General features: G+C 67.4%; 22 protein-coding genes. 8 read left to right on the forward strand and 14 right to left on the reverse strand.

All coding sequences use genetic code 11. The features are described 5' to 3' along the window. Positions 1-19: 19 nt before the first annotated feature. On the reverse strand, positions 20-1,273 hold the full coding sequence (locus tag N5C18_RS20715; RefSeq protein ID WP_279945529.1) for a M12 family metallo-peptidase: 1,254 nt from the start codon (positions 1,271-1,273) through the stop codon (positions 20-22). Between the two features lie 225 nt (positions 1,274-1,498). On the opposite strand from N5C18_RS20715, the gene N5C18_RS20720 reads away from it, so the two are divergent. Continuing rightward, on the forward strand, positions 1,499-2,956 hold the full coding sequence (locus N5C18_RS20720; protein WP_279945530.1) for a DUF2235 domain-containing protein: 1,458 nt from the start codon (positions 1,499-1,501) through the stop codon (positions 2,954-2,956). 67 nt (positions 2,957-3,023) lie between these two features. Here N5C18_RS20720 and N5C18_RS20725 read toward each other — a convergent pair whose 3' ends face one another. The 7 genes from N5C18_RS20725 to N5C18_RS20755 all read right to left on the reverse strand — a co-directional run bounded on the left by N5C18_RS20725 (position 3,024) and on the right by N5C18_RS20755 (position 11,599). Next, positions 3,024-3,845: a ferritin-like domain-containing protein gene (locus tag N5C18_RS20725; RefSeq protein ID WP_204275101.1), complete on the reverse strand. Its 822-nt coding sequence runs from the start codon at positions 3,843-3,845 to the stop codon at positions 3,024-3,026. Between the two features lie 12 nt (positions 3,846-3,857). Beyond that, complete coding sequence (gene purF, locus N5C18_RS20730; RefSeq protein ID WP_008265108.1) at positions 3,858-5,324, reverse strand: amidophosphoribosyltransferase; 1,467 nt, start codon at positions 5,322-5,324, stop codon at positions 3,858-3,860. 30 nt (positions 5,325-5,354) lie between these two features. Beyond that, positions 5,355-6,116 (reverse strand): CvpA family protein, encoded by a 762-nt coding sequence (locus N5C18_RS20735; protein ID WP_279945531.1) that lies wholly within the window; start codon positions 6,114-6,116, stop codon positions 5,355-5,357. Positions 6,117-6,159: 43 nt separating this feature from the next. Further along, positions 6,160-7,215 (reverse strand): SPOR domain-containing protein, encoded by a 1,056-nt coding sequence (locus N5C18_RS20740; protein ID WP_279945532.1) that lies wholly within the window; start codon positions 7,213-7,215, stop codon positions 6,160-6,162. 81 nt (positions 7,216-7,296) lie between these two features. Then, positions 7,297-8,568: a bifunctional tetrahydrofolate synthase/dihydrofolate synthase gene (folC, locus tag N5C18_RS20745; protein ID WP_053510883.1), complete on the reverse strand. Its 1,272-nt coding sequence runs from the start codon at positions 8,566-8,568 to the stop codon at positions 7,297-7,299. A 41-nt stretch (positions 8,569-8,609) separates the two neighbouring features. Further along, the gene (locus N5C18_RS20750) at positions 8,610-9,254 is read right to left on the reverse strand and encodes a histidine phosphatase family protein (RefSeq protein WP_008268389.1); all 645 of its coding nucleotides are present in this window, start codon (positions 9,252-9,254) and stop codon (positions 8,610-8,612) included. Positions 9,255-9,433: 179 nt separating this feature from the next. After that, entirely contained in the window at positions 9,434-11,599 is a 2,166-nt protein-coding gene (locus tag N5C18_RS20755; RefSeq protein WP_053510885.1) for a S46 family peptidase, read from the reverse strand. 432 nt (positions 11,600-12,031) lie between these two features. Between N5C18_RS20755 and tdh the strand changes: the two genes are divergently transcribed. Next, entirely contained in the window at positions 12,032-13,054 is a 1,023-nt protein-coding gene (tdh, locus tag N5C18_RS20760) for an L-threonine 3-dehydrogenase (protein ID WP_008267065.1), read from the forward strand. Positions 13,055-13,204: 150 nt separating this feature from the next. Here the strand turns inward: tdh and N5C18_RS20765 are convergent, their stop codons facing one another. After that, positions 13,205-13,897: a TorF family putative porin gene (locus N5C18_RS20765; protein ID WP_053448896.1), complete on the reverse strand. Its 693-nt coding sequence runs from the start codon at positions 13,895-13,897 to the stop codon at positions 13,205-13,207. 198 nt (positions 13,898-14,095) lie between these two features. Here N5C18_RS20765 and kbl point away from each other — a divergent pair, with 198 nt between their 5' ends. Then, positions 14,096-15,304 (forward strand): glycine C-acetyltransferase, encoded by a 1,209-nt coding sequence (kbl, locus tag N5C18_RS20770; protein ID WP_008268606.1) that lies wholly within the window; start codon positions 14,096-14,098, stop codon positions 15,302-15,304. A gap of 161 nt (positions 15,305-15,465) precedes the next feature. On the opposite strand, the gene N5C18_RS20775 is transcribed toward kbl, so the two are convergent. From N5C18_RS20775 to N5C18_RS20790, 4 genes are all read right to left on the reverse strand, one after another. Further along, on the reverse strand, positions 15,466-15,801 hold the full coding sequence (locus tag N5C18_RS20775) for a hypothetical protein (RefSeq protein WP_053448895.1): 336 nt from the start codon (positions 15,799-15,801) through the stop codon (positions 15,466-15,468). 85 nt (positions 15,802-15,886) lie between these two features. Continuing rightward, positions 15,887-16,696, reverse strand: coding sequence for a pseudouridine synthase (locus N5C18_RS20780; protein ID WP_279935216.1), 810 nt, complete (start codon positions 16,694-16,696; stop codon positions 15,887-15,889). A 20-nt stretch (positions 16,697-16,716) separates the two neighbouring features. Then, the gene (locus N5C18_RS20785; RefSeq protein ID WP_053510889.1) at positions 16,717-17,223 is read right to left on the reverse strand and encodes a hypothetical protein; all 507 of its coding nucleotides are present in this window, start codon (positions 17,221-17,223) and stop codon (positions 16,717-16,719) included. Between the two features lie 219 nt (positions 17,224-17,442). Then, on the reverse strand, positions 17,443-18,531 hold the full coding sequence (locus N5C18_RS20790; protein ID WP_053448892.1) for an OmpA family protein: 1,089 nt from the start codon (positions 18,529-18,531) through the stop codon (positions 17,443-17,445). A 357-nt stretch (positions 18,532-18,888) separates the two neighbouring features. On the opposite strand from N5C18_RS20790, the gene N5C18_RS20795 reads away from it, so the two are divergent. The 5 genes from N5C18_RS20795 to N5C18_RS20815 all read left to right on the forward strand — a co-directional run bounded on the left by N5C18_RS20795 (position 18,889) and on the right by N5C18_RS20815 (position 24,648). After that, positions 18,889-19,908 carry a zinc-binding alcohol dehydrogenase family protein gene (locus tag N5C18_RS20795; RefSeq protein ID WP_053510891.1) on the forward strand — a complete coding sequence of 340 codons (1,020 nt, stop codon included), beginning with the start codon at positions 18,889-18,891 and terminating at the stop codon, positions 19,906-19,908. A gap of 110 nt (positions 19,909-20,018) precedes the next feature. Continuing rightward, complete coding sequence (locus N5C18_RS20800) at positions 20,019-20,651, forward strand: membrane protein (RefSeq protein WP_053510893.1); 633 nt, start codon at positions 20,019-20,021, stop codon at positions 20,649-20,651. Positions 20,652-21,166: 515 nt separating this feature from the next. Beyond that, complete coding sequence (locus N5C18_RS20805) at positions 21,167-23,197, forward strand: NADPH-dependent 2,4-dienoyl-CoA reductase (RefSeq protein WP_279945533.1); 2,031 nt, start codon at positions 21,167-21,169, stop codon at positions 23,195-23,197. 296 nt (positions 23,198-23,493) lie between these two features. Next, entirely contained in the window at positions 23,494-23,952 is a 459-nt protein-coding gene (locus N5C18_RS20810; RefSeq protein WP_004154513.1) for a cell wall hydrolase, read from the forward strand. Between the two features lie 84 nt (positions 23,953-24,036). Continuing rightward, positions 24,037-24,648, forward strand: coding sequence for a glutathione S-transferase N-terminal domain-containing protein (locus N5C18_RS20815; RefSeq protein WP_004154511.1), 612 nt, complete (start codon positions 24,037-24,039; stop codon positions 24,646-24,648). A 66-nt stretch (positions 24,649-24,714) separates the two neighbouring features. Here the strand turns inward: N5C18_RS20815 and N5C18_RS20820 are convergent, their stop codons facing one another. Beyond that, a complete protein-coding gene (locus N5C18_RS20820) occupies positions 24,715-25,770 on the reverse strand; it encodes a suppressor of fused domain protein (RefSeq protein WP_053512107.1) in 1,056 nt (351 codons plus the stop codon). Positions 25,771-25,813 lie beyond the last annotated feature (43 nt).

Below are 25,813 nucleotides of genomic sequence, written 5' to 3' on the forward strand. Positions count from 1 at the left end.
CCTTGGTCGGCGCCTGGACTCAGCGGAAGGCCGCGATGGTGGCCTTGGTGTTGACCAGCACGCGCTGGTTGTCGGCGGTGCTGGCATTGCCCATCGGGATACCGTTGTAGCTGATGTTGGGGTTGGACCAGTAGTTCAGGCGCGGGCAGCTGCGGGTGCAGTTGTAGGCCATGATCGTGCGCCAGCCGGTACCCGTCGACGGCTCATAGCGATAGCCATGGCCATAGGCATAGGGCGAGGTGCTCGAATCGGTGGCGATGTCATGCCGCGCGCTCTGCAGGTGACCGATCTCGTGTGCGAACGAGTAGTAGCCGGTCGCGCAATCCCAGTACACCGCCGCGAACGCGGTCGATGCCGTCGAGCCGATACCCGAGGCCAGGCCGCAGTAGGCGGTGTTGTTGATCAGCAGCACGCCCACATCGGCGGCGGTGGAGTTGCGACTGGTATGGATGCTGTCCATGTAGCCATCGCTGGTGCCACGGAAGCGCGCCAGGTCGGTATCGAAGCTGCCCGACTCGGTGTAGCTGGTGGTCTCGTAACCGGCCAGCTGCATGGTGATGCCGACGTTGCTGTTGACGTAGCCCTGGTTGGACTCGGCCACCGCCAGCTGCACCAGCGACTGCATGTTGCCGCCGTAGGCCGCCACCGCGGCATTGGTCGCTACCACCAGCACACGGATGGTCGCGGGGGTGCCGGACGAGGCCTGTGCGATACCGATGCGATCGTTGTCGCCCATCGGGATCTTCGGCAGCTGGTTGTAATCGGCCGGATGGTCGGCCGGCATCCGCGACTCATCCACCTCCACCAGCACATGGCGGTTGCCCAGCGGGCGCAGCCGGTACAGCTTGCCGTCCTTGCGGATGGAACCGGTGATGGTGTTGCCCGAGCGCACCAGGATCAGCGAGTTGCCGGGATCGTCCTGTCCGTTGGAGGTTGCCGCGGTCAGCTTGTCCGAAGGCGAGCGGAACTGGCCATACCAGATGCTGCCACCCTCGGGCAGCGCCTCGAGTTTGCTGCGCACGGCCTGCACGCGCTGGCCAAGCAGCTCGAACTCCAGTTGTGGCTGCGCAGTGGCCGCTGCGTCGACACGGACTTCCTGCACCGTCGCAGTGGACGGGGTGGCCAGCAGCTTGCCCAGCGCGGGCTCACTGTTTGCCGATGCGCGGCTGATGACCGTCACCGGCTCGAACAACGGTGCCGCATGCGCGGTCGCTGCCACCGACAAACCCAACACCAGGCCACCTGCCGCTTTGCCAATCGATCTGGACAACATTGCGTCGCTCCTTGAATGATGTGAACAGCGTTGATGCAGCACGCCCGGGTTTGCCGGGTCTGGCCATATGGCCTGCGCGGGTCGTGTGAATTCAATAGTTGATGCGAATGAAAATCAGGAATTGTGATCAACCGCATCTGCGTTCAGTCAGGTCAAAAGCGTCACTACACATCGCAAATACACATTTTTCGCGCTACTTTGACGCGGCCACGACGAGGAATGCACATGGCACGATCGCAGGACACGGACGAAGATGTCGGCTTGCTGCGGATCGGCCTGTTCTTCGATGGCACCCGCAACAACGCCCACAACCTGGCCCGCGGCCGGCCGCAGCAACCGCATCCACGCCCGGTGCAGCTGCGCGCGGATGATGACTCGACCTACCAGAGCCGACTGACCAGCAGCTACGACAACGGTGAGACCAACATCGCCCGGCTGCAGCAGCTGTATCCGGACAGCCGCCGCGATGCCGTGGCCACGCCCTCGCTGTCAATCTATGTAGAAGGGGTCGGCACCCGCGATGATGCCGATGACGATCTGATCGGACTGGCCTTCGGCATCGGTGCCAGCGGCGTGCGTGCGAAGGTGCAGCGCGCGCTGCAGGTGCTGCTGCCGGCTGCACTGGCCGGGCTGGCCGCGCGCTGGCGACAGCCGCTGCGCCGCGTGCAGCTGGATCTGTTCGGCTTTTCACGAGGCGCCGCCGCGGCACGTGATATCGCCAACCAGCTGCAGGGCTGCGGCGGTTCACGCTGGCGCCAGCTGCTGCAGGGGGCGGGCCTGGCCTGTGCCGCCGACTTCGCCCCCGCGGTGCCGCTGGTGCGCTTCATCGGCCTGTTCGACACCGTGGTCGCGGTCAGCGGCGGCCGCGCCGACGAGCAACCACGTCTCGCCCTGCGCAGTGGCATCGCCGCGCACGTCGTGCAGCTCACCGCGCGCGACGAACATCGCCAGCATTACCCGCTGACCAGCGTCGCGCCGCCGTTCACCGAGATCGCCCTGCCCGGGGTGCATGCCAACATCGGTGGCGGTTACAACCAGCTTGAGGAAGGCCCCAAGCTGCTCAGCCGGCCACGGCGGCAGCAGCTGCGTCGCCCCGCTGTTGCTGACTACCAGATACCGCCGCTGGCGATGCTGCAGGCCACCACCGCCTACGCTGAAACGCAGGCCGATGCCGAGCGCTGGCGGCAGCAGCTGGGCGTCGGCGACAAGGAAATCTGGGTGGATGTCTGGCACCAATGGCAGCAGCAGCGCCGGGCCGGCAGCCGCAGCGTGCTGTTGTCACCCGTGCTGTACGTCACCGCCGCAGTGGTGCTGCGCAGGCGCATCGACTGGCGCTACCAGCTGATCGCCCTGCAGGTGATGCAGCAGCATGCGATCGATGCTGGCGTGCAATGGCGTGCGCAGGCCGCCGGGGTCCAGGGCTGGGAACTTCCATCCGCCCTGCAGCCGATCGCCCGTCGCCTGGTCGCCGGGCAGGCACTGACCCAGACCCAGGAAGCGCTGCTGCGCCGTCGCTACCTGATGCAGTCGGCACACTGGAATTTCGATGCCCTGGGCGATACCGCACTGACCTACGCCGCCGACGCCGGCGTCAGCGAGCTGCCGTATCGACCGGGGCCCGGACTGTTCTACATCAACCGGCCGACCGTGGATGGCAAGCGCGTGGTGCTGCCGAACGCATGAAAAAGGGGACGGAGGGAATCAAGTCGTTTGTGCCATAAGCGACTTGATTACCTCCGTCCCCTTTTTCTCAGCCGGCCTGCTCGACCAGGTTGGCGAGCTCGTCGGCATCGAAGCCGGCCAGCAGGCGTGCTTCGATGTTGAACGGCCCATGCAGGTAGCCGCCGGCGTACTCCAGCAGCAGCTCCTTGAAACGCGCGCGCGGCTCGACACCGGCGCGGTCGCAGTACCAGCGGTACCAGCGCGATCCGGCTGCGACATGCGCGACTTCCTCGCGCAGGATCACTTCCAGCACATCGGCGGTTTCGCCATCTCCGACATTGCGCAGCTTTTCGATCATGCCCGGGGTCACGTCCAGGCCGCGCGCTTCCAGCACGCGCGGCACCAGCGCCATGCGTGCCAGGCCGTCATGCGCGGTCTTCTCGCACATTTCCCACAGGCCGTTGTGCGCAGGGAAATCAGCGTAATCGTGACCGTGCACCTGCAGGCGCTCGCGCAGCAGCATGAAGTGCCGCGATTCGTCGTCGGCACAGCTGACCCAGTCGGCGTGGAACGCCGGCGGCAGGCCGCGGAAGCGGTACACCGCATCCCAGGCCAGGTCGATCGCGTTGAGTTCGATGTGGGCAATGGCGTGGATGAAGGCGGCACGCCCCTCCACGCCGCCCAGTCCGCGCCGCGGCACTTCACGCGGATGCACCAGCCGCAGCTGCGCTGGCCGGCCCGGCATGCGGATCGGCTCCGGCGGCGGTGCATCAGCGGCCACCTTCAGGCGGCCGGCACGGAACGCGGCGGCGCAGGCCTGGGTCAGCGCGACCTTGCGCAGCGGATCGGCTTCGGCCAGGCACCGCTGCGCGGCGCGCAGCAGGTCTCCTCCAACCTCGGGCACGTCCATCACGCCTGGGCCTCAGGCGCGACGCTTGTGCTTGGCGTCGTCCGAACGCAGCTGCTGGATGCGCTCGAAATAGCCCGGTTCGATACCGGTCGGGTAATGGCCGTTGAAGCAGGACGAATCGAAGTTGCGCAGTGCCGGGTTGCCCTCGCTCACCGCCGCTTCCATGTCTTCCAGATCCTGGTAGATCAGCCAGTCGCAGCCCAGGTGGGCTTCGATTTCTTCCACCGTGCGGTTGTGCGCGACCAGTTCTTCGGCGGCCGGCATGTCGATGCCGTAGATGTTCGGGAAGCGCACCGGCGGCGCCGCGCTGGCCAGATAGACCTTGCGTGCACCCGCATCGCGGGCCATCTGCACGATCTGCTGGCTGGTGGTGCCGCGCACGATCGAGTCGTCCACCAGCAGCACCACACGGTTGCGGAACTCCAGGTGGATCGGGTTGAGTTTGCGACGCACCGACTTCACCCGCTCGCCCTGCCCCGGCATGATGAAGGTGCGGCCGATGTAGCGGTTCTTGATGAAGCCTTCGCGGTACTTCACCCCGAGCACGTTGGAGATCTCCAGCGCCGCATCGCGCGAGGTATCCGGGATCGGGATGATGGTGTCGATGTCGTGGTCCGGGCGCAGGCGCAGGATCTTCTCGCCCAGCTTGATGCCCATGCGCATGCGCGCCTTGTGCACCGAGACGTTGTCGATCATCGAATCCGGACGCGCGAAATACACGTATTCGAAGATGCACGGGGTGTGCTCGGCCGGCTCGGCACAGATCTCCGAGAACAGCTCGCCGCGCGCGGTGATCACCAGCGCCTCGCCCGGCTGCACGTCACGCACGCGCTGGAAGCCCAGCACGTCCAGCGCCGCCGACTCGGAGGCGACGATGTACTCATCGCCCTCGGCGTGGCTGCGCTTGCCCAGCACCAGCGGGCGGATGCCATGCGGGTCACGGAAGGCGACCAGGCCCAGGCCGAGCACCACGCTGACCACCGCGTAGCCGCCCTTGCAGCGGCGGTGCACGCCGGCCACTGCGCGGATCGCGGCTTCCGGGCTGAGCTGGCGCTGCGCATCCAGTTCGAACGCAAACACGTTCAGCAGCACTTCGCTGTCCGAATCGGTGTTGACGTTGCGGCGGTCCTGCTCGAACACCTGCTGGCGCAGCGCCTCGGTATTGATCAGGTTGCCGTTGTGGGCCAGCGCAATGCCGTAGGGCGAATTGACGTAGAACGGCTGTGCCTCGTCCATGCCTTCCGAACCAGCGGTGGGATAACGCACATGGGCGATGCCGACACTGCCTTCCAGGGTCGACATGGTGCGCGCATCGAATACATCGCGGACCAGGCCGGTGGCCTTCTGCACGCGCAGGCGGCTGCCGCTGGCGGTGGCGATACCCGCCGCGTCCTGGCCACGGTGCTGGAGGACGGTCAAGCCGTCATACAACTGCCCGGCGACGTTCTGGTTGCCGACGATTCCGACGATGCCACACATGGTGCGAGGTCTCCGCTGGGCTGTGCCCAGTTACAGGGAAGGTGGCCGTACCTGGCCTGGGGGGGCGCCCGCAGCAGGCGCGGGCCGCGCCGGACGCGCAGGCGCCGGCTCGATGTTGCTGGGCAGTGTGGGGGCCGGCCGGGGCTCCCGCTCCACGTCCACGGGCTGCGGCCATCCGCCACCCGCCACTACCGCGTTGAGGACACCATTATCGCCTGTCGCCGTCGGCTTGCCCAACACCTGCGGTGTAGATGGGGCATTCTCGGCCAGGGGCAAGGGCAGCTGCACAGGCAACAGGCCGTCCAGTGGCAGGGCCTGCGGCAACAGTTCGTCCAGTTGCGGCAGCTGGGCCTGCATCCAGGCCACGGCCGGCTGCAGCACGGGCCGCAGCTGCGACTGCTGCCAGGCCGGTTCGCCCGGCAGCGCCGTGAAACCGGCCAGCAGCAACAGGACACTGGACAGGAACAGCCCGCGGACCAGGCCCAGGGTACCGCCGAGCAGGCGGTCGACGCCGCCGAGCAGGGTCAGCTTGATGGCGGCCTTCAGCAGCAGGCCGATCACCCCCACCACCACCACGGTCACAACGAACACGCCCAGGTATCCGGCCAGATAGTGGCCGGTACCCGGTGCCTGGGGGGCCGCCCACCAGTGCGAGGCTTGATTGCCGAAGGTGAAGGCCATCCAGCCGGCCAGCAACCATGACACCAGCGCGACCACCGTGCCGACAAAGCCGCGGATGAAACCGAACAGTACGGAGGCGCCGATCAGCACGCCCAGCACGATATCGATCACGCCGCCCGCTCCTGCCGGTGGCTGCAGCGGGCGACGCGCGCGGTCACGGGTGCGGTCGGACCATGCCGGCCACGCCGACCTTGGCGGCGACCTGGGCCTTGAGCTGCTCCGCATCGGCGCGGTTGGCCACCGGCCCGACGCGGACGCGGTGCAGGGTGCCCTTTTCGGTGCGCACCTGCTCGACGAAGGCACTGAAGCCGGCGGCGCGGACCTTGTCGCGCAGCGCACTGGCATCGTTGGCCTGGCCGAACGCGCCCAGCTGCACGGCAAAGCCGACGCCGCTGGCGGCCGGTGCCGCTGGCGTCGCCGGGGCCGTCGCCGGCTTGCTGGCCGTCGCCTCGGGCTTCGGCTCGGGTTTGGCTTCCGGCTTCGCCGCTTCGGGCTTCGGCGCCGGCTTCGGCGGTTCCGGCCTCGTTGCCGGAGTGGTGGTGGCCGTCGGCGTGCTCGGCGGCAGGCTTTCACTGCGCACCGGATTGCTACTGGCCGACGGTGCAGTGGCTGCAGCCGGTGTGCTGGCGCTGGATGCAGCCGGGGCCGTAGTCGCGGCAACGGCGGCACTGTTGGCCGCAGGCGCATCCAGGGCAATGACTTCGGCCTTCACGTCGGCGCGGATCTTCACCGCCTGCAGGCGCGCGGCCTCGGCCTGGGCGCGGTCCGCATACGGCCCGACGCGCACGCGCCACGCCTGGCGGCCGTTGATGGTGGCCGTCTCGGCGAAGCCCGGCAGCTGCGAGCGCTTCAGGTAGGCAATCACCGCATCGGCGTCGGCCTTGCTGCCGTAAGCGCCGAAGGTGACCGCATAGTTGCCGGCGGCAACCGCCGGCGAGGTGTCCACGGTCGGCGGTGAGGCAGGCGTTGCAGCCTCCTGCACCGGCCTGGCCTGGCCGGTCTGCAGCCCGGTGGCGCCGCCTGCCGGCGCGACCAGCGGCAGCTCGCGGGTTTCGAACTGGCCATCGGCCGGCGCATTGGGTGCGGCGATCGGCACATTGGCGACACCACTGTCAGGTGCCGGCCCCTTGACCAGCATCGGCAGGAAAATCACGGCCAGCGCCACCAGCACGATGGCACCAATCAGACGCTGTTTCAGGGGCGTATCCACGTGAGGCAGGCAACTGTCCGGAGGTTGCCATCGATTATACGGGTGCCGGACCGGACGGCGTCGGCGTTGGCTGAACGCAGATCAGGCTTCGCCGCTCAACCAGTGCAGGGCGGCCGCAGCGGTATGGAACGAGCCGAACACCAGCACGCGGTCGCCGCGCCCGGCCTGCGCCAGCACCTGTGCCAGCGCCTGCTCGACGCTGCCGGCCAGTGCTGCCGAGGCGGCCACGGTACCGGCCAGGCGTGCCTGCAGCTGGGTAGCATCCTGCCCACGCGGGCCATCGAGCCCGGCCAGGGTCCACTCGCCCACCACGTCCTGCAGGGCCTGCACCACGCCCACTGCGTCCTTGTCCTGCAGCGCGGCGTATACCGCCAGGGTGCGCCCGGGCACCACTTCGGCCTTCAATGCGCGCGCCAGCTGGCCCGCGGCCTGCGGGTTGTGGCCGACATCGACCCGGATCTGCACGCCATCACGCTCGAACGCCTGCATCCGGCCCGCGATGCGCGCCGCGGCGATACCGGCGGCCCAGGCGGCACGCGGCACCGGCTTGTCCAGCGCGCGCAGCGCGGCGATGGCGGCACCGGCATTGGCAAGCTGGATCGGGCCGGCCAGGGCCGGGGTCGGCAGTTCCATGCGCATGCCGACATCACGCCAGCGCCAGCGCTGGGCATCGATCGGCTCGTAGAAGTAGTCGCTGCCGCCGCGGATTGCATTGGCACCGACCAGATAGGCACGTGCGAGCACGCTCGACGGCGGGTCGGTCTCGCCCAGGATCACCGGCTTCCAACCGCGGATGATGCCGGCCTTCTCGGTGCCGATCGCTTCGCGATCCTCGCCCAGCCACTCGGCATGGTCGATGTCGACGGTGGTGATCACCGCGACATCGGCATCGACGATGTTGACCGCATCGAGACGGCCACCCAGGCCCACTTCCAGCACCGCCAGATCCAGCCCGGCATCGGCGAACAGCCGCAGTGCGGCCAGCGTGCCGTACTCGAAATAGGTCAGCGTGATGTCGCCGCGCGCCGCTTCAATGGCGTTGAACGCGGCGACCAGCGCCGCATCGTCCACGTCCTGGCCGTCGATGCGCACGCGCTCGTTGTAGCGCAGCAGGTGCGGCGAGGTGTACGCGCCGACCTTCCAGCCGGCGGCACGCGCGATGGCTTCGATGAAGGCCACGGTGGAACCCTTGCCATTGGTGCCACCGACCACGATGGTGCGCTTGGCCGGCACGTCCAGTCCCATTGCCGTGGCCACGGCGCGCACGCGCTCCAGGCCCATGTCGATGGTCGCCGGGTGCTGGCGTTCAATGTAGTCCAGCCAGTCGGCCAGGGTGGTCGGGGTGTTCGTCACGGCAGCGGTTCCAGCAGAAGCAGTTGATGCGAAGGGATGGATCAGAGGGCGCGGTGCTTGGCTTCGCCGAAGAACGGCGTGTGGTGGGCGCAGTCGTTCAGGCGCACCACTTCCAGGCTGTCCAGGTCGGCGCCTTCAAGCAGGTTGAGCGTGGTCGGGGCCTGGCGAAAGGTCCACAGGCGGGAGATCGGCAGGCCCAGCACCTTGCACAGGATCACCCGGTTGACTGCGTCATGGGCGACCACCAGCAGGGTGTCGTGCTCACCGAGACCTTCGGTGGCACGCGCCAGGCCACGCCAGCTGCGTTCCAGCACCAGCCGCAGCGATTCGCCGCCGGGCATCAGCACGGTGTCCGGCTCCTCGCGCCAGGCCTGCAGGCGCGACGGGTCCTTCTCGTGGATCTCGCTGGCCAGCAGCCCTTCCCATTCGCCGTGGGCGATTTCCTGCAGCTCCGGCTCGGTCAGCAGCATGTCGGCGCGGGCAGCGCCAAGCGCCAGCTGCGCGGTGCGCTGCGCGCGCGACAGCGGCGAGGCGACGGCACGGGTAATGTCCACCGAGGCCAGGCGGGCACCCAGTGCCTGGGCCTGGGCTTCACCGATCGGCGAAAGCGGGATGTCGATCTGGCCCTGGTAGCGGCCTTCGGCGTTCCACGGCGTTTCGCCGTGGCGGGCAAGCAGGATGCGCATGCGTGCAAGGGGTCCTGGGGGGAGGAGGTTCCGCGTTTCGTTCACATCCTGTGAAGTACGCGGAACACGGATGATACCCGTTCGGCGCACCGGGCCGGGCCGGGCATGAAAAAACCCCGCGACGTGGGTCGCGGGGCTTTGGGATCTGCCGGCCAGCGGCCGGCACTACCGCAACCGGCTTACTTCGCCAGGTTCAGTTCCTTCAGCAGCTCCGGTGCCGGCGCCACTTCCTGCATGATCCACTGCATGTAGCGGCTGTCGACCGCGATCATGCGGGTCATCACCGGATCGAACACCCAGTTGGAGCTGACCGATTCCCAGTTGCCGTCGAAGGCCAGGCCGACCAGCTTGCCATTCGCATCCAGCACCGGCGAGCCGGAGTTGCCGCCGGTGATGTCCAGGTTGGACAGGAAGTTCACCGGCACCGAGCCGACGCGCTTGTCTTCCAGGCCGCCGTAGCGCTTGGCCTTGACCGCGTCGAGCAGGGCCTTGGGCGCATCAAACGGATCCACGCCGGTGTCCTTGGCGACGATGCCCTCCAGCGTGGTGAACGGGGTGTAGGCCACGCCGTCCTTGGGCTCATAGCCCATCACGTTGCCGAAGGTGATGCGCAGCGACAGGTTGGCATCCGGGTACACGAACTCGCCCTGGCTCTTCTTGTAGTCGGCCAGTGCCTGCAGGTACAGCGGGCGCGCGGTCAACGACTCGCCTTCGCGGATCTTCTTCTGCTCTTCCTGCTTCAGCAGCGACGGCATGATCGCCACCGCGTACTGGATGGCCGGATCGGTGCTGGCTTCAAACGCGGCGCGGTCGGCCTTGAACCACTTCAGGCGCGCGTCCAGGCTGCCCAGCTCGGTGCCCGACAGCTTGCTCACCATCGCCTTGACCGCGTTGGCATCGCTGCCGCCCAGCCACTTGTTCAGCACGTCGTTGTTGCGCTGCGCGGCCGGCAGGGCGACGTACTGGTCCAGCCAGTAGGTCTGCAGCTGCTGGTCCATCTTCGCCACATAGCGGCGATCCATCTGCTTCAGGCCACCTTCCAGGGTCGGCAGGTCGCGCTGCTGGTAGCCGACCTCACGCTCGGCGTCCGGCTTGGTGCGCTCGATCGACAGGCGGTACAGGCCGATGGCGGCGCTGACCGCCGAGGTGTTGTTGAACTGGCCGACGAACAGGTCACGCTCGCGGGTCGCCTTGCTGGCGTCCAGGTGCTTGATCAGCTGCGCGTGTGCGGCCAGGGCCGGCTTGCCGGCGGCGCCCTGCTTCTTCAGCCAGGCCAGCACAGCGGCTTCTTCAGCCTGCTTCTGGCCAGCGGCGTCGATGCGCTTGAAGCCTTCCAGCTGGCCGGCATAGTTCTTGGCCACGTTGTTCATGCTGGCCGCGGTGGCGGCGTACTTCACCTTGACGTCGGCGTCGGCCTTGCCGGCCTCGTCGATCATCTTCAGCACCGCGTTGTAGTGCCTGGCGATGGTCGGGTAGGTCCAGCTGGCGGTTTCGTTGAACTCACCGGCCAGCGCGTAGCGGTTGGTGCGGCCCGGATAGCCGGCCACCATCACGAAGTCGCCGGCGCCCAGCGGCTGGTCGGTGAACTTCAGGAAGTGCTTGGGCTGGTACGGCACGTTGTCGGCCGAGAACGCCGCCGGCTTGCCGTCCTTGCCGACGTAGGCGCGGTAGAACGAGAAGTCGCCGGTGTGGCGCGGCCACATCCAGTTGTCGACGTCGCCGCCGTACTTGCCGACGCTGCCCGGGGGTGCGTAGACCAGGCGCACGTCCTTGATTTCCATGTTGCGGAACAGGCGGTAGGTGTTGCCGCCGGAGAAGGTGTACAGGCGGCAGCGGAAGCCTTCCTCGGCTTCACAGGCGGCGACCTGGGCCTTGTCGAAGGCGTCCAGCGCGCGGCTGCGGGCCAGCGGATCGTTGCCGGCAGCGGCAATGGCGGCCTTCGCCTGGGCGGTGACGTCGGTGATCTGGTCGAGCACGTAGACACGGGCGTTCGGGCCGGCGCTCAGCTCATCGCTGTGCTTCGGGGCGTTGAAGCCGTCCTTGATCAGGTTCTTCTCGGCGGTCGAATTCAGCTGGATCGCGCCGTAGGCACAGTGGTGGTTGGTGACCACCAGGCCCTGCGGCGAAACGAAGCTGGCGGTGCAGCCGCCAAGCGCGACCACGGCGCCCATCGGGTCGCCGGTGAGGTTGGACAGCTGCTCCGGGGACAGCTTCAGGCCGGCCTTCTGCAGCGGGCCGGCGATTTCCGGCAGCTGCTGCGGCACCCACATGCCTTCAGCGGCATGGGCGACCTGGACCAGCCCAAGGCTGGCGACGATGGAGAATGCAAGCAGGTTCGAGCGCATGGAGCGGCCCCTGGTAGTGGAACCCTCGATTGTAGCCCGCCACCCTGCCCCGCCCCGAACCCCGGAAGTCATGCAATCAGGTGCTTCCACCGTTCAGCGTCTCCATTGCGATCGGTCAGAGGCGAGAGGCCAGGCCGATGCAGGACACGCCGTAAACCCATCCATGGGGGCTCGGTCGCGCCATCCATGGCGCTCACGGTCCTGCATCGGCCTGGCCTCTCGCCTCCCCACAGTCCCCTGGCCTCGGACGGTAGCGCCGAGCCATGCCCGGCGAGCGAAGCGGCGCCGCTGTTCGCAGTACGTTCGAAATGCCCCCCGGCGCACGCCTTTCGTTCCGCCACTGCACCCGCAGCGCAACATGGGAAATCCGCGCGGCGCCCTATAATCCGCGCTTTCCCCCTGACGAGTTCCACCCCGATGGCGCAGCAAACGATGAAGGCCCTGGTCAAGCGCGAAGCGGCCAAGGGCATCTGGCTGGAAGAGGTTCCGGTACCGACCCCGGGCCCGAACGAGGTGCTGATCAAGCTGGAGAAGACCGCGATCTGCGGTACCGACCTGCACATCTACCTGTGGGACGAGTGGAGCCAGCGCACCATCAAGCCGGGCCTGACCATCGGCCACGAGTTCGTCGGCCGCATCGCCGCGCTCGGCTCGGCGGTGACCGGCTATGAGATCGGCCAGCGCGTCTCGGCCGAAGGCCACATCGTCTGCGGCCACTGCCGCAACTGCCGTGGCGGCCGTCCGCACCTGTGCCCGAACACCGTCGGCATCGGCGTCAACGTCAACGGCGCCTTCGCCGAATACATGGTGATGCCGGCCAGCAACCTGTGGCCGATCCCCGACCAGATCCCGTCGGAACTGGCCGCGTTCTTCGACCCTTACGGCAACGCCGCGCACTGCGCACTGGAATTCAACGTGATCGGCGAGGACGTGCTGATCACCGGCGCAGGCCCGATCGGCATCATCGCCGCCGGCATCTGCAAGCACATCGGTGCACGCAACGTGGTGGTGACCGACGTCAATGACTTCCGCCTGAAGCTGGCCGCCGACATGGGCGCGACGCGCGTGGTCAACGTCGCCAACCAGTCGCTGAAGGACGTGATGAAGGAACTGCACATGGAGGGCTTCGACGTGGGCCTGGAAATGAGCGGCAACCCGCGTGCGTTCAACGACATGCTCGACTGCATGTACCACGGCGGCAAGATCGCCATGCTCGGCATCATGCCCAAGGGCGCCGGCTGCGACTGGGACAAGATCATCTTCAAGGGCCTGACCGTGCAGGGCATCTACGGCCGCAAGATGTACGAGACCTGGTACAAGATGACGCAGCTGGTGCTGTCCGGCTTCCCGCTCGGCAAGGTGATGACCCACCAGCTGCCGATCGACGACTTCCAGAAGGGCTTCGACCTGATGGAACAAGGCAAGGCCGGCAAGGTCGTGTTGAGCTGGAATTGACCTTTCGCCGCGCGCGATGGGTGGGTGCCGAGCTTGTGGTGGGTGCCGAGCTTGCTCGGCACCCCCTGAAACTGAAAAAAGCGCCCGATGGGCGCCTTTTTCTTTGGTGTTGCCGGCCAGCGGCCGGCACTACCGGTAACGCCTGCGGCGTTACTTGCCGATGGCCACGGTCAGCAGCACGCGGCTGTGTGCGAGCTTGCCGGAGTTGTCGCGTCCATTGCCGTCGGTGCCGTAGTAGCCCAGGCCGACATCGAACAGGCCGAACTTGCGGCTGACGCCGACGTTCCAGTCGGTGTAGTCCTTGGCCAGGCCCTTCTCGAAGCTGCTGCGGCCGACATTGGCGTTCAGCGTGAAGTCCTGCGGCAGGCCCCACTGGCCGCCGACGCCGTAGTACCAGCCGTCGGTACCGCTGTTCCACTGGTCATTGGTGTAGGCCACGATCAGCTTGTAGGTCTCGTCCAGCGTGGTGGTGGTGACCAGCTCGTTGTAGTTCTGGCTGCTGGCACCGAGGTAGGTGTAGCGGTTCAGCAGCACGTCGAAGTTGACGCGCGGGGTGACGTCCACGCCGTAGCCGATCTGATAGTCGATCTCGGTGTTCGGGTCGCCCGGTCCGAAGTCCACGCCCGAACCCCAGACACCGGCGTACAGGCCGACCGGCGAGGTGTAGGTGAAGCCCGCCTGCAGGGTCGGCTTTTCGTCGGTCTGCGACACACCGCGGAACAGGTAGTCCGACACCGCAGTGACATTCCAGCTGTAGGGCGATTCGTTGTCCTGGGCGCTGGCGGCGAACGGCGCGAGGGTCAGGGCGGCGGCAATGGCGAGGCAGGCACGGGCGTGCTTCATGGGCGTCTCCGAGGGTGGCGGGGGCGGGAAGGGGGAGCGGGCAACCGGCGCCAGACAGGCGTGGTTCACGAATTTTTAACCCGTTTGCTATTGCGATGCAACATGTGCCAGCCATGGCGGTGCCCCGCCCGGCCCGGTCGATGGCCATCGTTGCCCGGTAGAATCAGCGGTTTCCCCGTGCTGAGCCGTGCCCACGCCATGACTGACGCCTCCTCCGCCCTGACCCGCCACTACGCCGAGGAACTGGACGCCATCCGCGCCCAGGGCCTGTTCAAGTCCGAGCGGATCATCACCAGCCCGCAGTCGGCCGAGATCACCCTCGACGACGGCCGCAAGGTGCTGAACTTCTGTGCCAACAACTACCTGGGCCTGGCCGACCATCCGGACCTGATCCAGGCCGCCAAGGACGCATTGGATACCCACGGCTTCGGCATGGCCTCGGTGCGCTTCATCTGTGGCACCCAGGATCTGCACAAGCAGCTGGAGAAGCAGATCGCCGACTTCTTCGGCAAGCAGGACACGATCCTCTATGCCGCCTGCTTCGACGCCAACGGTGGCCTGTTCGAACCGCTGCTGGGCGAGAACGACGCGATCATCTCCGACGCGCTGAACCATGCTTCGATCATCGACGGCGTGCGCCTGTGCAAGGCCAAGCGCTTCCGTTACGCCAACTGTGACATGGCCGACCTGGAAGCCCAGCTGCAGGCCGCCGATGCCGCCGGCTGCAAGACCAAGCTGATCACCACCGATGGCGTGTTCTCGATGGACGGCTTCATCGCGCCGCTGGACGAGATCACCGCGCTGGCGAAGAAGTACAACGCGCTGGTACACATCGACGAATGCCACGCCACCGGCTTCCTCGGCGCCACCGGCCGCGGCTCGGCCGAAGTAAAGGGCGTGCTGGAGAAGATCGACATCATCACCGGCACCCTGGGCAAGGCCATGGGCGGCGCACTGGGCGGCTTCACCTGCGCCAGCGCCGAGGTGATCGAACTGCTGCGCCAGCGCTCGCGCCCCTACCTGTTCTCCAATTCGCTGCCACCGCACGTGGTCGCCGCCGGCATCAAGGCGTTCGAGATGCTGGCCGCCGCTGACGACCTGCGCGGTACGCTGGCCGAGAACACCGCCTACTTCCGCGAGAAGATGACCGCCGCCGGTTTCGACGTGAAGCCGGGCGTGCATCCGATCAGCCCGGTGATGCTGTACGACGCGCCGCTGGCGCAGAAGTTCGCCGAGCGCCTGCTCGAAGAAGGCATCTATGCGATCGGCTTCTTCTTCCCGGTGGTGCCCAAGGGCCAGGCCCGCATCCGCACCCAGATCAGTGCGGCACACAGCCGCGAGCACCTGGACCGCGCGATCGATGCCTTCACCCGCATCGGCGTCGAGCTGGGCGTGATCAAGGGCTGATCATGGCCGGGGTCGGATCCCTTTCCTACGGAAAGGGTTCCGACCCAATCAGAGCGTGCCGACCAAGGTCGGCACCCACCGGGGCTTGAGGGCGTGCTGACCAGGGTCGGCACCCACCGGGGCATGAACCGCGTGCCGACCAAGGTCGGCACCCGCAGGCGTCACTTCTTTTTCTTCTTGTCCTTGGGCTGATCCTTGCTGGCCACCACCACCGGCTTGGCGGCGGCGTCCTGGCCATTGCCCTTGGCAACGCGGATGCCGTTGGCCTTCATCCAGGCATCGAACTCGTCGGCGGTCATCTTCCTGTCGCCGTCGCTCATCAGGAAGCGGTAGCTGCCGCGGCCATCCAGCTCCGGGGTCTTCACTTCCACCACCGGGGTCTCGGCCGGCGTTTCCGCCTTGGCCACCTTCTTGTGGCCACCACAGGCGGTCAGCAGCACCATCGGCAGCAGCAGGCCTGCGCAGCGCAGGGTTTGGTTGAGGGTCGGGTGGTACATGGGCAGGCTCCGTTCGGGAAATTCAACAACCAGGCGCCCCCTACGCCTGGAACGGTGGCCGGCAACCGCCGGCCGCGGGCGATGGTCAGCCCGGTGCAGCGGCCTCCAGCCGCTGCTGGTCGCTGACCTCCAGAACCCGCCACTGGCCCTTGCCGAGATCGCCGAGCACCAGCCCACCGATCGCGACCCGGACCAGGCGCAGCACCTGCAGGTCGAAGGCCGCCAGCAGGCGGCGGATATGGCGGTTGCGGCCCTCGTCGAGGACCACCTCCAGCCATGCGGTCTTGTCGCCGCTGCGCAGCACGCGCACGGCCTGGGCAGCGAGGAACTCGCCTTCGTCCTCCACGCCCGCCTGCAGCGCCACCAGCGTGGTGTCATCGGGCATGCCATCCACCTGCACGTGGTAGGTCTTGACCGGTCCGGTCTGCGGATCGGTCAGGCGCGCGGCCCACTGCGGATCATTGCTGAACAACAGCAGCCCTTCGCTGGCCTTGTCCAACCGCCCGACCGGTGCGATCCACGGCAGGCCGGCACCATCAAAGCAGCGATACACGGTGTCGCGGCCGCGCTCATCCTGCACGGTGGTCACCACTCCGCGCGGCTTGTTGAGCATCAGGTACAGGCGTTGTGGCGCTGCCAGCGGCTGGCCGTCGACCTCGATCGGCGGTGCCGGCTGGCCAATCGGGAACTCCGGATCGCGGACGATGCGGCCGGACACCCGAACGCGGCCGTCGGCGATCCAGCGCGCGGCCTCGCTGCGCGAGCACACGCCGGCCTTGGACAGCACGCGCGCCAGGCCATGACGGACACCGGTGGCGGTGGCAGCGGGCGTCGTACGCCCACGCGGTGCGTGGGAGCGGGCGGCGGGGGCGGCAGGTGGGCGGCGCGTGCGCAAGCCTCTGCTCCCCGCGGCGCTTACTTCTTGTCGACCGGCTTGGTCTCAGCCGGTGCTTCGGCCGCAGCCGGGGTGGCGGCCGGAGCCGGACGCGCCTTGACCACGCGCACCCCGCGCGCCTTCATCCAGGCGTCGAATTCTTCGGCGGTCATGCGCTTGCCGTTCTGGCTCATGTCGAAGCGCCACGGCGTGTTGTCGAACTCGGTCTGCGGCTTGTAGGCGGCCGGATCGTTCGGCTTCACCGCCGGCGCGCTCGGAATGGCCTTGGCGACGTTCTGGCAGCCATCGATGCGCAGTCGCTGCAGCACCTGGTCCAGCGACTGCGACGGATCGTAGTTGCCGCTCAGCACGCCGGCGGGCATGCCCAGCTGGTTGCCGCGGATGTACAGCTCGTCGGCCACCGGCGCGATGGTCGTGGCCGGCAACGGCAGCGGCGCGGCGCTGGTGTTGACCGAGCAATCGACCGCAGCGTGGGCGGCGGGAACCAGGGCCAGTGCCAGGACGGCGGCCGATGCAGAGCGCAGCATGAGGACATCCACGGAAGGAAGTGACGCGGCGAGTTTAGCAATGCCACGTCATCTTTCAAGCGCCACTTTCAATGAATACAGCAACCCATTGGTTCTACGAACAAAATACCGACGAACGGTCGTGTCATACCGTTGAAAACGCCGAATTCCGGGCCGCAGAAACAACAAGACCCGGCCGAAGCCGGGTCCTGCTGTGTCCTACGGGCAGAGCGTCAGAACTTAGTTCTGGACGTTCAGCTCGGTACGACGGTTCTTGGCGCGACCTTCCGGGTTGTCCGAACCATCCGGGTTGGTGTTCGGAGCAATCGGACGGCTCTCGCCGTAGCCGATCGGACCGACCAGGCGACCGGCGTCAACGCCGTTCTTGGTCAGGTAGTTGTACACGGCGGTGGCGCGACGCTCCGACAGCTTCTGGTTGTAAGCGTCGGTACCCTTCGAGTCGGTGTGACCGGCAACTTCAACGCGCAGATCCGGGTAACGCTTCAGGATCTCGGTGGCTTCGCTCAGGATCGCCACGGCGTCCGGACGCAGGTTCGACTTGTCGAAGTCGAAGTTGACGCCCTTCAGGTCGATGGAGACCGGCACCGGGCAACCGTCCGGACCGATGGTCTGACCCGGCTGCGAGTTCGGGCACTTGTCGTCGCAGTTGTTGACGCCGTCACCGTCGTCGTCCAGGTCGGCACAGCTCGGGGCAACCGGAGCCGGAGCCGGAGCAGCCGCGACCGGAGCCGGGCCCAGCGGGATCACGACGCCGACCGAAGCCAGCACGTCACCGAACCAGCTTTCGTCGCGTGCAGCGATGCTCTGGTCGTCGAAGTCAGCGCGGTAGGCCACTTCGGCGCGCACGGCAACGCGCTTCTCGAAGGTGGTCTGCAGGCCGACGCCGACCTTGGCGGCGAGGTTGCCGTCCTTGCGCTTGCCCGGGCCAGCGGCGCTCAGCGGGTAGGTTTCTTCCGACTTCTGGTAGCCCAGGCCACCCAGGATGTACGGGTTCCAGCCACGGCCTTCCTTGATGAAGTGGCGACGCATGTCCAGCGAGACGCCGTACTGCGACCAGTTCTGGTCCTTGTTCGAATCGAAGTTCGGGTTCTGATAGTTCAGCTCACCGTCCAGCGACCAGTTCGGGCTGATGAACTTACCCAGGCCCAGGGTCACGAACGGAGCGTCATTGGTCAGACGGTCGTTGTCCTGGAAGTTGAAGCCGGCCGAACCGGTCAGGTACCAGCGGTCATCGAACTCCTGCGCCGACGCAGCCTGGGCGAAAGCCAGACCACCCAGCAGCGCGGCAGTAAGGATCTTCTTGTTCATTGAGTACAGCTCCTATTTCGGGGGTATGAAACCGGTAGAGGCATGGGCCAGCACTAGTGCGTCGATGTTCGACAGCCGATTCAGCACGCCACCGCCGCGAACATTATGCTCAGGCGGGTGAAGGTCATGTTAACAGTCCCGTAACATGTGAAATATCGCGCCCGACCCTCCACCGGTCCGACGTTGAAACCCTATACAGGATGATGAAAATCCGCAAGACCCGCGCGCTGCAAGGGTTTGACGGTGTTTAAGTGGCGAAAACGACATGCCGCGCAACCCGATGCTCCACAGCCTTCAGCGCACTTGCGGAAAGGTGAGGAACCTTATGATGGGACCACGAACCCAGCCGGAGCCGAGATGAAAGCCGTCGCCCTGAGTCGTGAATCCGCCCCTTCCCTGTGCGATGTCCGCCTGCCACCACCGCTGCCTCCGAGTGGCCGCGATCTGCTGGTCCGGGTCGAAGCGGTCTCGGTCAACCCTGTCGACGGCAAGCAGCGTGCCGCCACCGATCCGGCCACGCTCGCAACGCCCCGTGTACTGGGCTGGGATGCCGCCGGCGTGGTCGAGGCGATCGGTGACGAGGCCAGCCTGTTCGCCTCCGGTGACGAGGTCTACTACGCAGGCGATGTCACTCGCCCGGGCTGCAACGCCCAGTACCAGTGGGTGGATGAACGCCTGGTCGCACGCAAACCGACCACGCTGGATTTCGCCGAAGCCGCGGCCCTGCCACTGACCACGCTCACCGCCTGGGAGTTGCTGTTCCAGCGCATGCCATTGCAGTTGGATGACCGCCGTCATGCCGGCCAGCACCTGCTGGTGATCGGCGGCGCAGGCGGCGTCGGCTCGATGGCGATCCAGCTGGCCCGCCACGCAGGCTTCGAGGTGATCGCCACAGCGTCCCGCGAAACCTCGGTTGACTGGTGCCGGCAGATGGGCGCCCAGCATGTGATCGACCATCGGCATGCGCTGCTCCCGCAGTTGCAGGCGCTGGGCATCGATGCGGTACGGGTCGCGCTCAACCTGGCCGACACCGACCACTACTGGGATGAGCTGGGCCAGCTGCTGGCACCGCAGGGCCATGTCGGCCTGATCGTCGAACCGCGCGGCGCGCTGCGCATCGGCGATCCCTACAAGGCCAAGTGCATCGGCATCCACTGGGAATTCATGTTCGCGCGCTCGCGCTTCGGCACCGCCGACCGCATCGAACAGCACCGGATTCTCAGCCGCGCGGCCAGCATGATCGACGCCGGCCAGCTGCGCGGCACCCTCAGCGAAACGCTGGGCAGGATAAATGCAGCCAACCTGGACAGCGCGCATCAACGCCTGGCCAGCGGCCGCACGGTGGGCAAGCTGGCGCTGGCAGGCTGGGACGACTGACGCCGGCGCGGCGCATCCACCTGTGCGGTCGGATTGGCCGTCATCTGTATCTATGGAAGCGGCTGAATCGAGCTTACGGTGGAAACAGATCCTCCACCCCGAGCCCCGTCATGCCCACCGCCCTGCCCCTGCGCCTGCTGCAACTGATCGTCGGCCTGTTCCTGTATGGTTTCGGCGCCTCATTGATGATCCGTGCCGCGATCGGAGTCGCGCCATGGGACGTGCTGTCACAGGGTATCGCCGCACAGACCCCGCTTTCGTTCGGCCTCGCCACCAACGTGATCGGTGCTCTGGTGTTGCTGCTGTGGTGGCCACTGCGGCAGAAGCCGGGCGTCGGCACCGTGCTCAACGTGCTGCTGATCGGCCCGTCCGCGCAGTTCGGGCTGTGGCTGCTGCCGCCTGCCGTCGGCCTCGGCTGGCAGCTGGCGATGTTCTGCGCCGGCATGCTGCTGGTCGCCCTTGCCACCGGCCTGTACATCGGCGCCAAGCTCGGCCCGGGCCCGCGCGATGGCCTGATGACCGGCCTGCACGCCCGCACCGGCTGGCCGATCTGGAAGGTGCGCAGCCTGATCGAGGGCAGCGTGCTGCTGCTGGGCTGGTGGCTGGGCGGCAACGTCGGCCTCGGCACCCTGGCCTTCGCCCTGCTGATCGGTCCGCTGTGCGGAGTAACGCTGGGCTGGTTCGGCATCGGCCGGCCGGCTCCGGTCGTGCCGGCCGCTGGCCGGCAACCGCAATCGCCCTGAGCTGATCGGGATGCCGGCCAGCGGCCGGCACTACCGCCCCCGGAGTTCGGGGGCAGCGCCGCAGGCGCGGGGGCGTGGAGACCGGTAAGTGGGGCCCGCGGTTCGCGCAGCGAATTGCGGGAGCGACAGCACGCATGTGCCGAGCGTTCCCGGCCAGCGGCCGGCACTACCGCCCCCGGAGTTCGGGGGCAGCGCCGCAGGCGCAGGGGCGTGGAGACCGGTAAGTGGGGCCCGCGGTTCGCGCAGCGAATTGCGGGAGCGACAGCACGCATGTGCAGAGCGTACCCGGCCAGCGGCCGGCACTACCGCCCCCGGAGTTCGGGGGCAGCGCCGCAGGCGCGGGGGCGTGGAGGCCGGTAAGTGGGGCCCGCGGTTCGCGCAGCGAATTGCGGGAGCGACAGCACGCATGTGCAGAGCGCACCCGGCCAGCGGCCGGCACGACCCAGCGAAGCAACCCTTGCCCCGGCCGCCGTTTCGCGGCACGCTGCGCGCTTCCGTACGCAAGCGTATCGACCATGTCGCCAGCCAACGAAAGCGCCTATCCCCACCTGTTCACCCCGCTGGACCTGGGCTTCACCCAGCTGCGCAACCGCGTACTGATGGGTTCGATGCACACCGGCCTGGAGGATCGCGCGCGCGACTTCCCGCGGCTGGCGGCCTACTTCGCCGAACGCGCCGAAGGCGGCGTCGGGCTGATCGTCACCGGTGGTTTCGCACCGAACGTGGTCGGCTGGCTGAAGCCGTTCGGCGGCAAGCTGTCCTGGCCCTGGCAGGTGCGCCCGCATCGGCAGCTCACCGCCGCCGCGCACCAGCACGGCGCGAAGATCTGCCTGCAGCTGCTGCACGCCGGCCGTTATGCCTACCACCCGTTGTCGGTGGCACCGTCGAAGCTGAAGGCACCGATCAACCCGTTCACGCCGCGCGCGCTGTCGGCCAGCGGCGTCGAACGGCATATCAGCGACTACGCGCGCAGCGCGAAGCTGGCCCGCGAGGCCGGCTACGACGGCGTGGAAGTGATGGGCTCGGAGGGCTACCTCATCAACGAGTTCATCGCGCCGCGCACCAACACGCGCAGTGACCGCTGGGGCGGCGACGCCAGCCAGCGCATGCGCTTCGCGGTGGAGATCGTGCGCCGCATCCGTGAAGCCTGCGGTCCGGACTTCATCATCATCTACCGCCTGTCGCTGGTGGACCTGGTCGAGGACGGCAGCAACTGGCAGGAGATCGTGCAGCAGGCACAGGCCATCGAGGCCGCAGGCGCGACGATCATCAATTCCGGCATCGGCTGGCATGAAGCGCGCATTCCAACCATTGCCACTTCGGTGCCGCGTGCGGCCTTTGCCGGCGTCACCGCCAAGCTCAAGCCGCACGTGACTCTGCCGCTGGTGGCCACCAACCGCATCAACATGCCCGAAGTGGCCGAACGCATCCTGGCCGATGGCGGTGCGGACATGGTGTCGCTGGCGCGCCCACTGCTGGCCGACCCGCACTGGGCCAACAAGGCCCGCGCCGGCCGCGCCGAGGCGATCAACACCTGCATCGCCTGCAACCAGGCCTGCCTGGACCACGTGTTCGAGAACAAGCTGGCCAGCTGCCTGGTCAACCCGCGTGCGGCCCACGAGACCGAGCTGGTCTACCGCCCGACCACCACGCCGAAGAAGGTGGCCGTGGTCGGTGCTGGCCCGGCCGGGCTGGCCTGTGCCACGGTTGCCGCCGAACGCGGCCATCAGGTCACCCTGTTCGATGCCCACGAGGAGATCGGCGGCCAGTTCAACGTGGCCAAGCGTATTCCGGGCAAGGAAGAGTTCTACGAGACCCTGCGCTACTTCCGGCACAAACTGACCGAAACCGGGGTGCAGCTGCGCCTGGGCACCCGTGCCGACGCTGCGCAGCTGGCCGGCTTCGACGAGGTGGTGCTGGCCACCGGCATCACCCCGCGCAAGGTCGACTTCCCCGGTGCCGACCACGCCAAGGTGGTCAGCTACCTGGACGTGCTGCTGGGCCGGGTCGAAGTCGGCGCCAATGCAGCGATCATCGGCGCCGGCGGCATCGGCTTCGATGTCGGCGAGTTCCTCAGCCACGCCGGTGAATCGCCGTCGCTGGACCCGCAGCGCTGGATGGCCGAGTGGGGCGTGGATGCCACCTTCGAGGCCCGCGGCGCGTTGGCCCGGCCGCAGCCCGAGGCCTCGCCGCGCCGGCTGTGGCTGCTGCAGCGGAGCGCCGGCAAACCGGGGGCGCGGCTGGGCAAGACCACCGGCTGGATCCACCGCGCCACGTTGAAAGCCAAGGGCGTACGCATGCTGGGTGGCGTCGAGTACCTCGGCGTGGACGACCAGGGCCTGCGCATCCGCGTCGAAGGCAGCGAGCAGCTGCTGCCGGTCGACCATGTGGTGATCTGCGCCGGGCAGGAGCCGAACCGCGCACTGCAGGCCGAACTGCAGGCCGCCGGCATCAGCGCACAGCTGATTGGCGGCGCCGACGTGGCCGCCGAACTGGATGCGAAACGGGCCATCGACCAGGGCAGCCGGGTTGCCGCCGCGCTCTGATGCGTGCCTGAATGGGGGGCGGAATGTGATTTTCGTCACCCCTGTCGAACCTGAATGTCAAGCCGGTCGATTCATGATGCGTTCGGCTATGCCCCCCTACCTTGCGCCATCTTTCCGCTCACCAGCCAGTTTCCGGTGAGCCGGCGCGGCCCCCTCGATCGGTATTGATCGTTTCTTTTGGGGCCGCCCACGGGGCGGCCCCGATGGCCGCCTCCCCATGACGCCAAGTCGTACCCCGGCCCGCAGCCCCCGCTGCGGGAACCAAGAGGTGCGGCCCATACGGAGCAAGGAGTTATATGAAACTGGCCTGGATTCTCTGGCTGTCGCAGTTGTTGCCGCAGCCGGCCGCTGATTCATTGTGTTTGAGCACCACCGTGTACCTGGAAGCCCGCGACCAGACCCTGCGCGGCCAGCAGGCCGTCGCCGAGGTGGCCCTGCGCCGCCTCGACAGTGGCCTGTGGGGCGACTCGATGTGCCAGGTGGTCACCGCGCGCAAGCAGTTCGCGCCGACCATCGTCTCCCCCGGCACCCAGCTGGGCAATGACGCCGCGTGGAGCGAGGCGATGAACGTCGCTTTCGACGCAGAGCGCAACTGGGCGCTGCCGGCCGGCGAGCGCCGCGAGATCGTGCCCGGTGCCAGCCACTTCGCCGCGCTGTCGATCGCCAGCCCGAACTGGCGCAACGCCTACCAGGTGGCCACCATCGGCGATCACACCTTCTATAAGGTGCAGAACCTCAAGCCACGGCAGTCGTAACGATCCGTGCTGGCGGCAGCGTTGCCGCCCGCCGGCAGGCTCTGGGATAGTGGGCGCTTCCCGCCCGCATCACCTGGAGTTCCCATGAAGCTGTACAGCAAGCCCGGTGCCTGTTCCACCGCCGACCACATCGCCCTGCAGTGGACCGGCCAGCCGTTCGAGGTTGAACTGCTGAACAAGGACACCCTGAAGGGTCCGGAATTCCTCAAGATCAATCCGGCCGGTGCGGTACCCGCGCTGGTCGACGGCGACTTCGTGCTGCTGCAGAACGCCGCCATCATGGGCTATATCGCCGACAGCTACCCGCAGGCCGGCCTCGGCGGTGACGGCAGCCCGCGCCAGCGCGCCGAAGCCACCCGCTGGCTGGCCTTCGTCAATTCGGACGTGCATCCGGCCTTCTCGCCGCTGTTCGCACCGGGCAAGTTCATCGCCGACGAAAGCCAGTTCGACGCCATCCGCGCCGCTGCGCACAAGCGCCTGCGTGGCCTGTTCGAAACCGCTGACAAGCAGCTGGCAGACAAGCCGTGGCTGGCCGGTTTCCGCAGTTACGCCGATCCGTACTTCTACATCACCCTGCGCTGGGCCGCTGGCACCAAGGTCGACCTGTCCGGCCTGGACAACCTGGCCGCCTACAAGGCGCGCATGGACGCCGACGCCGGCGTGCAGGCCGCACTGAAGGCAGAGGGCCTGGCCTGACCCTGCATGAGGGGGGAGCCGCTCGCGATGCGAGCGGCTCCGAACTGACTCGAGGGGAACGGGATCTCAGCCGATCTGGCGGATCACCTCGCCCTTCGCATCGCGCAGGTAGGTCGGCACCACTTCAATGCGCAGCGCGCCTGCCAGCGGATAGATCCCGCGTTCGGCACGCACGCTCGCCAACGCCTGCAATCCGGCCGCATCCAGCGCCCAGCGCGCGCTGTCGGCAGACACCTCGCTGGCTTCACCGCCCCCGGCCGCAATGAACTCCCACTGCCGTTCGCGGCTGACCAGTTCCAGCGATTTGCCATGGCGCAGGCGCAGCGGCAGCAGTTCGCACACGCTGGCGACCTGGCCGGCGCCCAGCACCAGGGTGGTGATGCCGGCCTCCTGTCGCCAATCAAGCGTTTCGATGAACAACATGCCGGTGCTGGAGCCCTCGCGCTCGCTGCCGGCCTGCACCTGCGCGGCCAGCGCCGGATCGTCCAGCAGATTGCCGCGCTGCAGGTCACTGATCCACAGCGGCATCGCCGGCTGCAGCGCCTGCAGCACCCCGCGCGTGGACCAGCGCTTGACCGCCTCCATCTCTTCATCGGTCAAGCCGACCAGCTGCAGGAACTGCAGGTGGCCGTTGGTGGTATCACGTGCCGGCAACTGCGGATCGGCAATGAAGGCCAGGTGGCACAGCCGGGTGCCGGTCTCCAGCGCGATCGGACCGTTGGCGTTGAGGTGGTGGCCATCCTCGAACACGTTGCCGCTGCCGAACACATAGCGCGCCAGGTTCTGCAGCAGGTTCATCGGCCACGCCGGCGGCGTGCTGCCTGCGCTCTCACCGTCTACGGCCGCCAGGCGGAAGGTGAGCTCGAACCCGTAGCCACTGGCGTCGGCATCACTGCTCTCTTTGGCGTACAGCTCGGAGAAACCGTAGGTGATGTAGTGCCAGTGCGGCACCGGCGCATCCGCCCAGTACACACTGATGCCATCCAGCGGATCCTGCCCGCCCAGCGTATACGGCAGCGCAGTGCCGTAATGACGCGGTTCCTGGCCTGCATACAACGGCGCCAGCGCGGCGTTGATCGCGTCCCAGCCCGGGGTATCGGTGTCGTCGTGGTCGTCCTGCACGCGGGACTCCTTGTGGGGAAGTGAACCGGTCACTTTACGCGGT

The organism is Stenotrophomonas sp. GD03930 (assembly GCF_029839665.1).
Classification (GTDB): Bacteria; Pseudomonadota; Gammaproteobacteria; order Xanthomonadales; family Xanthomonadaceae; genus Stenotrophomonas; species Stenotrophomonas forensis.